Here is an 11,754-nt window from a genome sequence, read left to right on the forward strand (position 1 = left end):
GTGCCGGAGGCGGCCCGGTGACCATCGTGCCTTCCGGGAACCGTCCGTCACCAGTCCCCGTCCGCCACCGGGCTGCCCGGCGCGTCACCCAGCTGGACCACCTGGTGCGGGCCCGGCGCGACCCACGGCGTGTGGTCGTCGCCGAGCCAGTCGCCCACCGGCTTGACACCGGACAGGGTCTCCGAGGGGTCCAGGTCCTGCGCGTTCTCGTCGTAGTGCTCGAACCAGGGCAGGCCCGCCCGGGTGTAGGCGGCGCGGTCGACGGGGGAGGGCGGGGGCGCCTCGCCGGTGATCCGGCGCCACTCGGGCGGCGTCACCAGATGCACGAAGACCCGTCCGGAGGCCTTGTCCGACCAGTTGGAAAGCGGCCGCGTGTCGCGGTGCACCTGCTGGCGCATGGAACCTCCCGCGCCCAGACCCATCGCCGGAGCCGACCGCTGCGGAGCCGCACCGGCCGGAGCCGGAGGCGGCACCGCCCCGGGGGCCGGTGCCCCGGGGGCCGCGCCGGGGGCGGGCGGCGGCGCCCCGAACACCATGTTGTCCGGGGGCGCCGGCATGGGCATCGCGGCGTACGGCGCGGGCGCGGGCGGCATCCCGGAGTACGGCGGGGGCGTCGGGACGGGACCCGGAGGCGGGGGCCAGGCCGCCGACCCCGCCCGCAGACGGGTCCACTCGGCCAGCTTCCCGTCGGTCAGCCCGAACACCTGGAGCTGGATCCCGCCCCAGGTCTCCTCACCGGTCACCTGGCCCTCCACGGTCGCGCCCATGCCCAGCGGGACCGCCACGAACTGACGGACCGTGCCGTGCCCGGAGTTGATGCCGTCAAGCCAGGGCTGGTCCGGCAGCGGCAGGTAGTTCTGCGGCTTCGAGGAGAGCCGGCCGCTCCACGGCTTCCCGGAGACCGCGCACACCTTGCCCACCCCGACCTGGAGCGCCGCCGGGCGCGAGGTGCCCCCGAAGTGCAGCCACATCGCCTCACGGAGGTACACCGGCAGCATCACCCCGCCACGCGCCAGCCATTCGGCCGGCACAGTGCCGGGGAAGTCCTCCACCCGGCGCAGCGGGAACGAGCCGAGCCCGGGGGGCAGCGCGTGGGTGCCCGTCTCGGGCAGGCGCAGGGTCCGGATGAACCGCACCCGCACCCCGCCCGGCAGCACCAGGCCGTCCCCGTCGATCCGTACCGTGTCCGTCCCGCCCATGCCACGCTCCCCTCGTCCGGGCCCGCAGGCCGGGCCCGTCCGTCAGGAAGTACGCCTCAGGACCGCGCCCGGTTCCGCCGGCGCCTGGGGATGCGCAGTTTGCGGCGCAGCTCCTCCAGCCGCCGCTTGCGCTCCCGCTGGAGGCGGGTGTTGCGGTCCAGCTCCTCCAGCAGACGGCGGGAGCGGTGGTCGGTGTCCAGTTCGTCGAGGATGCGGGTGATCTCGGTGAGGAAGGCGCCCACCAGCTGCCAGTCCTTGGGATCGTCCCGCACGCGCTCCAGCAGGATGTGGGCCAGCCGGTCCCGGGTGGCCGACGCCTGCGCCAGCTCGGCCGCCAGCCGCTCCTCCGCCTCTTCGGCACTGGCGCTGACGTCGGAGATCACCATCACCCCGAAGCTCACCACCGCGTCCCCGACCTCGGCGAGCAGCTCCTCGACCACCGGGCCCGCCTGGGGGACGAACAGCGGGTCCGGGTCACGCCGCTTGGCCAGGTCGGTGAAGCTGCGGGCGATGACCCGCAGCACCACCGTGCAGATCTCCAGGGTGTCCAGCCCGGTCCGCAGCACGACCCGGTGCAGCAGACCCTCCCGGACCCTCGGATTGAGGCGCAGACTGTCCTCGGCCTGCCGCAGTGCCGCGTCGACGCCGGCGATGTGCTGGTCCAGGGCGCGCGCCTCGTGGAGCCGGGCCGTGGCGTGCGGCACCGGCGTGTGCCCCGACGCCTCCTCGCCCATCCGCAGCATCAGCTGCCGCATCCGCCGGGACAGGTCCGTCAGTGACTCCGCGGCCACGTCCACCCAGACCGGGGGGACGAAGAGGAAGTTGAAGGAGAGTCCGACGACCGCGCCGATCAGCGTCTCGACGATCCGCGCCCACGCCGTGTCGCCCACCGTGGTCACGCCCAGCACCAGCATGGCGCTGATCGCCACCTCGGGCAGGAAGTCCCCGGTTCGTGCCAGCCGTCCGATGACCAGCGACGCCAGGATGATCAGCGCCAGACTCCACCAGGACAGGCCGACCACCCGGGTGAAGACGATGGCGATGAGCACGCCCGCCACGACCGCGTTCACCCGCTCGATGCCGGTGGTCAGCGTCGAGTAGAGGGTCACCTGCACGACCAGCAGCGCGGTCAGCGGAGCCGTCAGCGGCACCGCCTCGGGGCTCAGGTGGAGCGCGATGACGTAGGAGATCGTCGCGGCCGCCGTCGCCCGCAAGGTGTGGACGACGTCCGGATCCCTCTTCCACCTCCGGTACTTCGTGACCAGCGCTGCCTTCACACCTCGTACGTCCCGCATGCCCCGCGCCTTCCCGCTCCCGGGCACCCCCAACACGTGTGTTCCGCCAGGTGGCGCCCTGTGCGGTCCATCGTCGCGGCCCGGGCCGTGGATCCGTTCCACGACACGGGCCGCGAGGGCGCCGGTCCGGGCCGCCCGGGTGAGGGGACGTCAGCCGGCGGGCTCCTCGGGGACCGGATGCTCGGGGTTGGGGCTGCCGCCGTGCGGGGCTCCGGGGCGGCCGGTGCCCGCCTCGTCGGTGTCGGGCAACTCCTCGTCGCCGCCCTCGCCCGGCCGGTCGTCCGGTCCGGTGCCGGCGGGCCGGGGTTCCGCGTCCCAGCGGTCGTCGTCCTCGGTCGCCTGCTGGTCCTGCGGATCACGGGGCACGGGTTTGGCGGCGGCCGCGGGGCGCTCCGGGTCCTCCCGGCCTCCCGGCTCCTGCCGTGCCGCGTCGGCCTCGGACCTCCCGGGCGCCGTCGACGGATCGCGGTCCGGGGAGGCCGCCGCGCCCGGGCCCGCCTCCGGGGCACGCGCCGCGTCACGGCGCTCCGCCTCCTGCGAACCGGCCTGCTGGTCCGGCATGTCACGGGGGACCGGCTGCGTGCCTGCCCCGGCTGTCACGTCACTCACGAGTTCCACTCCCTTTCTCCGGGCCACCGGTCGGCGTCCCGGGCCTCACCCGTCGGACATGGCCCGGCCCTGCGGGTACCTCCGCACCCGGGAGCGAAACGCCATGATCGTCTCCCGAGGGGGCGAGGGCGGACCACGGCGAGGGCCGTGGCGGCCGCGCCCGGGTCTCAGCCCGCGAGCCGCCCGCGCAGCGGGGCCGTCGCCTGCCCCGCGCCCTCGCGCATGCCCGCCAGGAACTCCTCGACCACCGACTCGGCGTCCCGCGTCGGCCGCCAGCCCAGCACCTCCCGGGCCCGCCCGCTGTCCAGCAGCGGAACCCGCAGCACCGCGTCGAACAGGTGCGGGGACGCGGGCAGCACCCGCAGGCGCCACGCCGCGGCGATCGCCGCCCGCGCCGCGCCCGCCGGCACCCGCACCGGCCGGGCGCCGAACATCCGCCCGAGCACCTGGGCGTCCAGCGGCGGGCCGGCCGCCAGGTTGAACGGGCCGCGCGCGTCGGGGGAGAGGGCCGCGATCCGGTAGGCCTCGGCCGCGTCGTCGGTGTGCAGGGCCTGCACCCGCAGCCCCGGGATGTCCGGCAGGACCGGCAGCACGCCCGGCCGGGCGACGGCGCCCGGCAGGAACCTGCCGCCGAAGATGCGCCGCTGCTCGCTCGCCGACTCCCTCTTGAACAGGAACGCCGGCCGCATGCGCACCACGCGGACCCCCGGGTGCTCCCGCTCGAAGGTGTCCAGCGCCCGTTCCAGGTAGGACTTCTCGCGCGTGTAGGCGGCGTCCGGCCAGCCGTGCGTCGGCCACGACTCGTCCACCTCGCGGTCCTTCGGGCCCGGCGAGTACGCCCCGACCGACGAGGCGTGCACCAGCGCCGGAACCCCGGCGGCGGCCACCGCCTCGAACACCCGCAGACTGCCCAGGACGTTGGTGCGCCAGGTCAGCACCGGGTCGTGCGTGGGCTGGAACGCCCACGCGAGGTGCACCACGGCGTCCGCGCCCCGGAACACCTCCACCAGGCGGGCCCCGGACTCCTCCCGCGCCAGGTCCAGCGCCTGCCACTCGGTCCGCTCCGGCCGCCACTCGGGCACCCGCCGGGCGATCCCCGTCACCGAGGCCACCGCCGGGTCCCCGGTGAGGGCGCGCACCACGCTGGTGCCCACGTTGCCGGTCGCCCCCGTCACCACGATTCTGCCGCTCACGCCGTGCTCCTCACGTCGGTACCGGCGGCCGGGTACCCGGCCGGGCCCGGCGCTCACCCGCCGCGTACCGCCGGACGGCCACCCACCGCGTACCGCCTGGGCGGCCACCCGCCGCGTACCGCCTGCGCGGTCACCCGTCGCGTACCGCCTGGGCGGTCACTCCCGCCGGGCGCCCAGCGAGGTGTCCGCCCACACGTTCTCGGCGTGCAGCAGCAGCGCGCCCAGCACCGCGGCCCGCGACGGGTCCTGGGCGGCGTGCTCGCGCAGGTTCTCCCGCAGCGCCGAGTGGAGCTCCGACAGCCGCTCCTCCGACGGCTCCGACGGCTCGGGCGGCGCCTCCGGGGCCTCGCCGGCGGGCTCCGCCGGGCGTCCCCCGTCCCGGGGACCGCCCTCGCGCAGATCGCTGCGGGTCGCTCCGGCCGGACCCGAGGCCAGCCGCCGGCTCTCCGCCTCGCAGGCCAGCCCCAGCACCTCCAGCATCCCGGCGTACCGGTGCAGCGCCGCGCGGTCCGGAGGCAGGGGCGACCGGCCCGCGTCCGCCGCCACCGACAGCGCCCGGGTGAGCGCGACGACCTGACCGGTCACCCGTGCCCAGCGTTCGTCCTCCTCGGCGGACGGCACGTCCATCGGGACCCGCCGCAGCCGGCGCAGCCGGTTCGCGGTCAGCCGCAGACTCTCGTCCGACCAGCCGCGCGCCGACCGCAGGCCCTCCAGCCGTCGCTCCAGACGATCGGTGGCCCGCGACCAGCGGGACGCCGCGGCGTCGTCCCACTCGGCGTCGGGCAGTTCCTCGGCCACCTGCCGCAGCACCGCCCCCGCCTCCCGGGCCAGACCCGCCAGGTTGTCCCGCACGTCACGCAGATGGACCGGCGGCAGCACCAGCGCGTTGACGGCCACCCCGATCGCCGCCCCCAGCACCGCCTGGCCCACCCGGTGGCCCACCGCCTCCGCCCCCACCGTGCCGGTGGCCAGCGTGAACACCGCCGTGGTCGCCGCGTAGCCGCCCTGGTCGCCGAAGCGCGACCACTGGGCCAGCAGCATCAACGGCGGCAGGCACACCGCCATGGCCGCCAGCTCGTCCCCGGTCAGTGCCTGCGCGCCACTGGCCAGCAGCGTCCCCGCACAGATGGCCACGCACTGCTGCGCCGCCCTCAGCAGCGAGCCGTACACGGTGGCCTGCACCAGCACCAGGGCCGCCCAGGGCGCCATCAGCGCCATCGGGTCGTCCAGCCACAGCCGGGCCACCGCCCAGGCCAGCAGCGCCGCCGCGGACGCCTTGAAGGACTGGACCAGCAGGTCGCGTTCCCGCCCCGACCCGCTCACCGCGTTGCGGACCGTCGCGCCGACGGCGCGCAGCTCCCGGCCGATCGCCTCCGTCGCACGGTTCATCCGCCACGGGTTGCCGGAGACCGTCCCGGTAACCGCACCGCACGTGGCCGCCCCGTCTCAGGCCAGCGGGCTCTCCTCCAGCGCCCGCAGCAGATGCGCCGGGTCGGCGTAGACGGCGCTCGCCCCCGCCTCCTCCAGATCGGCGCGCGGAATCCCGCCGCACAGCACCGCCACCGCGGTGACGCCCGCACGGGTCGCCGCCTTCATGTCCCAGACCGTGTCCCCGACGAACACCGCCCGCTCGGCGGGCACCCCCGCCAGCTCCAGCGCCTGCTCCACCGGTTCGGGGGCGGGCTTGCCCCGGTCCACGTCGTCCGCGCTCGCCGTCGCGGTGATCGCCTCGTCGGCGTCCAGAGCCCGGCGCAGCGCCGTCAGTTCCGCGCCGCCCGCGGAGGTGGCCAGCACCACCCGGCGCCCGGCGCCGTGCAGCCGCTTCAGCAGGTCGCCCGCGCCGGGCAGCGGGTCCAGCCGGTCGAAGTACTGGCCGTACAGGGTCTTGTGCGCCGAGCTGAGGACGCCGTCCTGCTCCTCGTCCCGGTCCTCGCCCAGCACCCGCGCGATCAGGTCCATGCCGGGCAGGCCCACCGCGCGGTGCACGCTGTGCATCGGCACCCGGTGCCCTGCCTGGCGGAACGCCTCCCACCAGGTGACGGCGTGCAGATGATTGGTGTCCACCAGGGTTCCGTCGACGTCGAACACCACCGCGCGCTCCATGCCCGTCCCGCCTCTCGCTCACTTCCCGCCGGCCTCCGGCGGACTTCCGTCGGGTACCACCGCCACCGCGCCTTCAGACGCCCGCCGGGACCACTCCGTCCCTGCTCCACGCGAGCAGCCGCTCGAGCGGCCAGGTGGTCACCACCCGCTCCGGAGGCACCCCGCACTCCTCGGCCCGGGCACAGCCGTGGATCTGCCACTCCAGCTGGCCCGGCGCGTGGGCGTCCGTGTCGACCGAGAACAGCACGCCCGCCCCGACGGCCCGGCGCAGCAGCCGGCGCGGCGGGTCCAGCCGCTCGGGACGGCTGTTGATCTCCAGGGCGGTGCCCGACTCCGCGCACGCCGCGAACACGGCGTCGGCGTCGAACTCCGACTCGGGACGGCCCCGACCGGTCACCAGCCGTCCCGTGCAGTGGCCCAGCACGTCGGCGTGCGGGTCGCGGACGGCGGCCACCATCCGGCGGGTCATCGACCGGCTGTCCATCCGGAGCTTGGAGTGGACCGAGACGACCACCACGTCCAGCCGCTCCAGCAGCTCCGGCTCCTGGTCCAGTGAGCCGTCCTCGAGGATGTCGCACTCGATCCCGGTCAGCAGCCGGAACGGCGCCCACGTCCCATTGAGCCGGTCCACCACCTCCAGCTGCTCCCGCAGCCGCTCCGGGGAGAGCCCGCGGGCGACCGTCAGACGCGGCGAGTGGTCGGTCAGCACGGCCCACTCGTGGCCGAGCCCCGCGGCGGCGCGGCCCATCTCCTCGATCGGACTGCCCCCGTCGGACCAGTCCGAGTGCAGGTGGCAGTCGCCCCGCAGCTGCGACCGCAGGTGCTCCCCGCCGGCGGCGAGCGGTTCGCCGCCCTTGTCCTCGAGCTTCGCCAGATACCCCGGGACCTCACCGGCCAGGGCCTCCACGGCCACCTGGGCGGTCCTGGGGCCGATGCCCTTCAGGGACTCCAGGGACCCGTTGTCCGCCCGCTCGCGCAGCTCCGCGGCGTCCAGTCCTGCCAGCACCCGGGCGGCCGTCCGGAAGGCGCGCACCCGGTAGGCCGGTTCCTGGGACCGCTCCAGCAGGTAGGCGATCCGCTCCAGCGCGACGACGGGATCCATCCCGAGCCTCCGATCCGTGGACGGCGTCCCCGGCGCGACGGGCGCCGGTCCGCGCCCGGTTTGCCCGCCGGGCGCCCGGGTACTGCGACGGACCGGGTACCCATCCGGTCCACCGCTCGCGCAGGAGGCGCCGCATGCCCGAGACCGCACCGCCCGTCGCCGTCGTCACCGGCTCGGACTCCGGCATCGGCCGGGCCGTGGCGGTCCGGCTGGCCGAGCAGGGAATGGACGTGGGCGTCACCTGGCACACCGACCGCGAGGGAGCCGAACGCACCGCGCGTGAAGTGCGCTCCAAGGGCTGCCGCGCCGAGATCGCCCAGGTCGACCTCACCCGGCTGCCGGAGGCCGCCGACGCGGTGGACGCACTCTGCGAGCGGCTCGGCCGTGTCGACGTCCTGGTCAACAATGCGGGCACCGGCACCTCGACCCTGTTCCTGGAGCTGGGCCTCGAGGACCTGCGGCACGTCCTGGACGTGAACCTGGCGGGCCCCTTCCTCTGCTCGCAGCGCGCCGCCCGGCGCATGGTCGGACAGGGCGGGGGCGGGCGCATCGTGAACATCACCTCGGTGCACGAGCACCAGCCGAAGGTGGGCGCCGCCCCGTACTGCGCGGCCAAGGGCGGACTGGGGCTGCTGACCCAGGTGATGGCGCTGGAACTCGCCGAACACGGCATCACGGTGAACTCGGTCGCGCCCGGCGAGATCTCCACCCCGATGACCGGCCAGGAGGACACCGACCCGCACACCCGGCGACGCCCGGGCGTTCCCCTGGGCCGCCCGGGCGACGCCCGGGAGGTCGCCGCAGTCGTCGCCTTCCTGGCCGGGCCCGAGTCCTCCTACGTCACCGGAGCCTCCTGGGTCGTCGACGGCGGGATGACGCGGATGGGACCGATGGCCGGGGCGTCCCTGGAACGGGACGACTGGCGGCGTCCCTGAGCCGAACTACTCTCGGAGCCATGACGGAAATCTCGAGCCCTCGCGTCGCCCGGTCCCGGATCACCGTGCTCGGGGTCCAGCCGGACAGCCGGCCCTTCCGGATCGTGGAGATCGACGGCGACTACGTCGGAACGGCGAGGTCCGTCACCGACGTCCTGCAGATCGCCGCCGCCTACGGCATCGTGGTGCACGACCTCGACGACCCGGACGTCGTGCGCTGGGTGGGCGGCGACAAGTTCACCTGGGGCCCGGGCCCGCACTAGGACCGGTCCGGCGCCCCGTCCCGCCATCCGTCCGGTGACCTGCCCGGTGACCCGTCCCGCGCCCCGTCCGGTGGCCCGTCCGATGACCCGTCCCGCGCCCCGTCGGGCGGTCCCGGAGTTCCGCGCCCCGGCGGGGCGGCCGGGGACCGCCGGACGGGCCCCGCCGCCGGGGGCGGGCCCGGGAACCTACGCCCCGGCCGGGCGCGCCCGGCGGGCGTGCACCGCTCGGCCGAGCCTGCGGCCGATCAGCAGATGGCCCAGCAGCGCACCGGTGGTGTTCATGATGACGTCGTCGATGTCGAACGCCCGCCCGGTCACCAGGGACCCCTGCACCAGCTCCACGCAGAGCATGACCACCGCGGTGAGCGCGAGCACCCGCAGCATGCCGCGCGCCGCCGGGGCCACCACCGGCACCAGCACCCCGAAGGGCACCCCGAGCAGGACGTTGCCGCCGACCTGCTTGACCGCCTGGAGGGGCTCGTAGGCGGTGAAGTACGTCCGCAGGGAGTCCCCGGGGCGGAGGTTGCTGTGCGTCAGCTCCGCCGAGGCGGGCGACGGATTGAGTGTCAGCCGGGCCAGCAGGACCGAGAATCCGACCAGCAGGGCGAACCCCGCCAGTACGGCCAGGGCCCGGAGCGGCCACGGCAGGGGCCGCCGCGCGGGGGGTCCGGACGCCGCGCCGTCGCCCGTGCGGATCGCGCGTTCAGTCGCCATAGGTGACCGTCACCTTCTCGAAGCCCAGCGAGTGCAGCAGGCCCTCCAGCATTCCCGTCGTGTTCTTCTCGGCCGTCCTGGTCAGTTCGCTCTCCTTCGCCGCGTCCCCGATGTGCTTCACCGCGAGCTTCTGCACCGCCTGCTCGCTGTTGGGGTTGTCCGAGAAGAGGTCGCCGAGACGGTCCAGCACCCCGCGCTGCTTGGAGACGGCGTACGAGCGCTCGGGGTCCAGCGCCGGCCGGCCCAGTTCGGCGTGCGGCAGGCGGAGCGTCGCCTCGGTGCGGTCCTCGTTCACCGAGATGTCCTCCTCGCCGACCTTGCCCAGGTCGACGTAGGCGTCCACGGTGCCCGCGCCCACGTAGAGCGTGCGGGTGCCGCGGACCGCGTCGGGCAGGAACTTGGTGTCCTTCTCCAGGTCCACCACCACCTGGAAGTTGCCGGTGGCCGCGTCGTGGCGGCTGATGTCCTGCACCGACTTCAGCAGCGCGGGACCGGACCGGTCGTGGGTGTCGGTGCCGAACCAGTCGCCGGGACCGGAGATCCCGCTCAGCTTGATCCCGGCGGCGAGCGCCAGCAGCACGAGCAGCAGGGCTCCCACCCATGTCCACACCCGCGACCGGCGCGCGGAACCTGAGGTCTTCGTCGTCATCCGGGCCTCCCCTTCCTGCTCACCCTTTCCCGCCATCCGGCGTGTCAGACAAGGGAATTGGCCCCAGGGGCCGGCCCGCGACCGTCCGTCGCGGACGGCCGGGACGGACGGTGCGGACGGGGAGCGGGGGAGGACCGGGAGGCGGTCCGGGTGGCGCGCCGGAGGCGGTCTAGGTGGCGCCGGAGGCGGCCCTGGGGGCCGGGGCGCGCAGCGCCTCCTCCATACTGGGCGCGACCGGCAGCACCGCGGCCAGACCGGTGACCCGCAGGATCCTCAGCACCAGCCGGTCCGCGCACACCACCCGTAACTCGCCGCCGCGGGCCAGCACCCGCCGCCGTGCGCGCAGCAGCAGCCGCAGACCGGAGCAGTCGAAGAACTCCACGGGCGTCAGGTCGACGACCACGTCGGGCCGGGTGCGCCCCGTCACGGCGTCCAGGTGCGGGCCGACCTCCTGCGCGGTGAGGATGTCGATCTCGCCGCGGAGCTCCAGAACCGTGTGGCCCTGGTGCTCGCGTACCCGCAGGTGCCGGGTCAGGGGCGCGGGTTCCTGCCGCACGACGAGATCGCCTCCATCCGGCCGCAGCCTGGCTCGGTCCGCCCAAGTCCCTTGCCTGGCACGGTAGTTACCCCTACAGGGTGAATTCCAGCATGTTCGATTGACATATGTCTGGCCTTTGGCTGTGAGGCTTGTGTGAGGACCGTCGCAGCGGCGGCCCCGCACCGGCCCGCGCCGGGCGCCGCGCTCAGTCGACGGTCAGCACCAGTTTGCCCATGGTGCGCCCCGTCTCGCCCGCGGTGTGCGCGCGGGCCGCCTCGGCCAGCGGGAAGGTCTCCGCGACCGCCGCCCGCAGCCTTCCGGTCGCCGCCAGGTCCGCGACGGCGCGCATGCCGGCCTGGTCGTCCTCGACCAGCATCACCGCCGTCCGCACGCCGCGCCGCTCGGCCTCGGCGTACAGCTCCCGCGGAAGGGGCAGCAGCGAGACCAGCGTGCCGCCCGGGCGGAGCACCCGCAGCGAACGCAGGGCGTGCTCGCCGCCGATCGTCTCCAGCACCACGTCCATCCCGGAGACCGCCTCGGCGAAGTCGGTCTCCCGGTAGTCGATCTGCTCGTCCGCGCCCAGGCCCCGCAGGAAGCCGTGCTTCGCGGAACTGGCGGTGCCCACCACGTACGCGCCCCGGGACTTCGCGATCTGCACCGCCACATGGCCGACGCCGCCGGCCGCCGCGTGCACCAGGAGCCGCTGCCCCGGCCCCAGGACCGCCGTGTCCACCAGTGCCTGCCAGGCCGTCAGGGACACCAGCGGCAGCGCGCCGGCCTGCACCACGTCCACGCCCTCCGGCCGCGCGACGAACGCACGGGCCGGCCCCACGGCGTATTCCGCGTGCGAGCCGTGACCGAAGGGGTAGGGCAACATCCCGAACACCTCATCACCCGTTCGGTGGATCGTCACTCCGTACCCGGTCTCCACCACCGTGCCGCACACGTCCCATCCGAGGACGAACGGCGGCTCGCCGAGGAGCCCGCCGCCGGCCCGGTGCTTCCAGTCCGTGGGGTTGACGCCGGCCGTCCGGACCCGGATCAGCACCTCCCCGGGCCGGGGCGACGGGCGCTCCGTCTCCGCCTCCCGCAGCACGTCAGGGCCACCGAGGCTGTCCTGCCGGATCACGCGCATGGTCTTCGAGCCGCTCATG

13 protein-coding genes are annotated in these 11,754 nt (G+C 75.1%); 2 read left to right on the top strand and 11 right to left on the bottom strand.

The genetic code is table 11. The annotated features are described in order from the left end of the window. Positions 1 to 47: 47 nt before the first annotated feature. From GBN72_RS24315 to GBN72_RS24345, 7 genes are all read right to left on the bottom strand, one after another. Positions 48 to 1,199: a hypothetical protein gene (locus GBN72_RS24315; protein ID WP_151774021.1), complete on the bottom strand. Its 1,152-nt coding sequence runs from the start codon at positions 1,197 to 1,199 to the stop codon at positions 48 to 50. A gap of 56 nt (positions 1,200 to 1,255) precedes the next feature. Then, positions 1,256 to 2,494, bottom strand: coding sequence for an FUSC family protein (locus GBN72_RS24320; protein ID WP_151774022.1), 1,239 nt, complete (start codon positions 2,492 to 2,494; stop codon positions 1,256 to 1,258). A 150-nt stretch (positions 2,495 to 2,644) separates the two neighbouring features. After that, a complete protein-coding gene (locus GBN72_RS36210; RefSeq protein WP_439959804.1) occupies positions 2,645 to 3,103 on the bottom strand; it encodes a hypothetical protein in 459 nt (152 codons plus the stop codon). Positions 3,104 to 3,270: 167 nt separating this feature from the next. Beyond that, positions 3,271 to 4,296 (bottom strand): NAD-dependent epimerase/dehydratase family protein, encoded by a 1,026-nt coding sequence (locus GBN72_RS24330; RefSeq protein WP_246212829.1) that lies wholly within the window; start codon positions 4,294 to 4,296, stop codon positions 3,271 to 3,273. A gap of 156 nt (positions 4,297 to 4,452) precedes the next feature. After that, on the bottom strand, positions 4,453 to 5,685 hold the full coding sequence (locus GBN72_RS24335) for an FUSC family protein (RefSeq protein ID WP_151774023.1): 1,233 nt from the start codon (positions 5,683 to 5,685) through the stop codon (positions 4,453 to 4,455). 57 nt (positions 5,686 to 5,742) lie between these two features. Next, entirely contained in the window at positions 5,743 to 6,399 is a 657-nt protein-coding gene (locus tag GBN72_RS24340; RefSeq protein ID WP_151774024.1) for an HAD family hydrolase, read from the bottom strand. A 73-nt stretch (positions 6,400 to 6,472) separates the two neighbouring features. After that, a complete protein-coding gene (locus tag GBN72_RS24345) occupies positions 6,473 to 7,501 on the bottom strand; it encodes a PHP domain-containing protein (RefSeq protein ID WP_151774025.1) in 1,029 nt (342 codons plus the stop codon). Between the two features lie 134 nt (positions 7,502 to 7,635). Here GBN72_RS24345 and GBN72_RS24350 point away from each other — a divergent pair, with 134 nt between their 5' ends. Both GBN72_RS24350 and GBN72_RS24355 read left to right on the top strand, forming a co-directional pair. Next, positions 7,636 to 8,436 (top strand): SDR family oxidoreductase, encoded by an 801-nt coding sequence (locus GBN72_RS24350; RefSeq protein ID WP_151774026.1) that lies wholly within the window; start codon positions 7,636 to 7,638, stop codon positions 8,434 to 8,436. A 20-nt stretch (positions 8,437 to 8,456) separates the two neighbouring features. Continuing rightward, positions 8,457 to 8,699 (top strand): cupredoxin domain-containing protein, encoded by a 243-nt coding sequence (locus tag GBN72_RS24355; RefSeq protein ID WP_151774027.1) that lies wholly within the window; start codon positions 8,457 to 8,459, stop codon positions 8,697 to 8,699. Positions 8,700 to 8,885: 186 nt separating this feature from the next. Here the strand turns inward: GBN72_RS24355 and GBN72_RS24360 are convergent, their stop codons facing one another. The 4 genes from GBN72_RS24360 to GBN72_RS24375 form a co-directional block, all read right to left on the bottom strand. Then, a complete protein-coding gene (locus GBN72_RS24360; protein ID WP_151774028.1) occupies positions 8,886 to 9,413 on the bottom strand; it encodes a VanZ family protein in 528 nt (175 codons plus the stop codon). Continuing rightward, positions 9,403 to 10,062, bottom strand: coding sequence for a DUF4230 domain-containing protein (locus GBN72_RS24365; RefSeq protein ID WP_151774029.1), 660 nt, complete (start codon positions 10,060 to 10,062; stop codon positions 9,403 to 9,405). The genes GBN72_RS24360 and GBN72_RS24365 overlap by 11 nt, the downstream gene beginning before the upstream one ends. Positions 10,063 to 10,231: 169 nt before the next feature. Further along, on the bottom strand, positions 10,232 to 10,618 hold the full coding sequence (locus GBN72_RS24370) for an anti-sigma factor antagonist (protein WP_151774030.1): 387 nt from the start codon (positions 10,616 to 10,618) through the stop codon (positions 10,232 to 10,234). Between the two features lie 187 nt (positions 10,619 to 10,805). Then, on the bottom strand, positions 10,806 to 11,753 hold the full coding sequence (locus GBN72_RS24375) for an NADP-dependent oxidoreductase (RefSeq protein ID WP_151774031.1): 948 nt from the start codon (positions 11,751 to 11,753) through the stop codon (positions 10,806 to 10,808). Position 11,754: the final 1 nt, after the last annotated feature.

It is taken from the genome of Streptomyces abyssomicinicus (genome assembly GCF_008974245.1).
Taxonomy (GTDB): domain Bacteria; phylum Actinomycetota; class Actinomycetes; order Streptomycetales; family Streptomycetaceae; genus Streptomyces; species Streptomyces abyssomicinicus.

Bases quoted from the DNA above. Each gene is read 5' to 3' on its own strand.
- GBN72_RS24335 (WP_151774023.1), bottom strand. From the start codon at position 5,685: ATGAACCGTGCGACGGAGGCGATCGGCCGGGAGCTGCGCGCCGTCGGC.
- GBN72_RS24340 (WP_151774024.1), bottom strand. From the start codon at position 6,399: ATGGAGCGCGCGGTGGTGTTCGACGTCGACGGAACCCTGGTGGACACC.
- GBN72_RS24315 (WP_151774021.1), bottom strand. From the start codon at position 1,199: ATGGGCGGGACGGACACGGTACGGATCGACGGGGACGGCCTGGTGCTG.
- GBN72_RS24355 (WP_151774027.1), top strand. From the start codon at position 8,457: ATGACGGAAATCTCGAGCCCTCGCGTCGCCCGGTCCCGGATCACCGTG.
- GBN72_RS24360 (WP_151774028.1), bottom strand. From the start codon at position 9,413: ATGGCGACTGAACGCGCGATCCGCACGGGCGACGGCGCGGCGTCCGGA.
- GBN72_RS24320 (WP_151774022.1), bottom strand. From the start codon at position 2,494: ATGCGGGACGTACGAGGTGTGAAGGCAGCGCTGGTCACGAAGTACCGG.
- GBN72_RS24375 (WP_151774031.1), bottom strand. From the start codon at position 11,753: ATGAGCGGCTCGAAGACCATGCGCGTGATCCGGCAGGACAGCCTCGGT.
- GBN72_RS24345 (WP_151774025.1), bottom strand. From the start codon at position 7,501: ATGGATCCCGTCGTCGCGCTGGAGCGGATCGCCTACCTGCTGGAGCGG.
- GBN72_RS24365 (WP_151774029.1), bottom strand. From the start codon at position 10,062: ATGACGACGAAGACCTCAGGTTCCGCGCGCCGGTCGCGGGTGTGGACA.
- GBN72_RS24350 (WP_151774026.1), top strand. From the start codon at position 7,636: ATGCCCGAGACCGCACCGCCCGTCGCCGTCGTCACCGGCTCGGACTCC.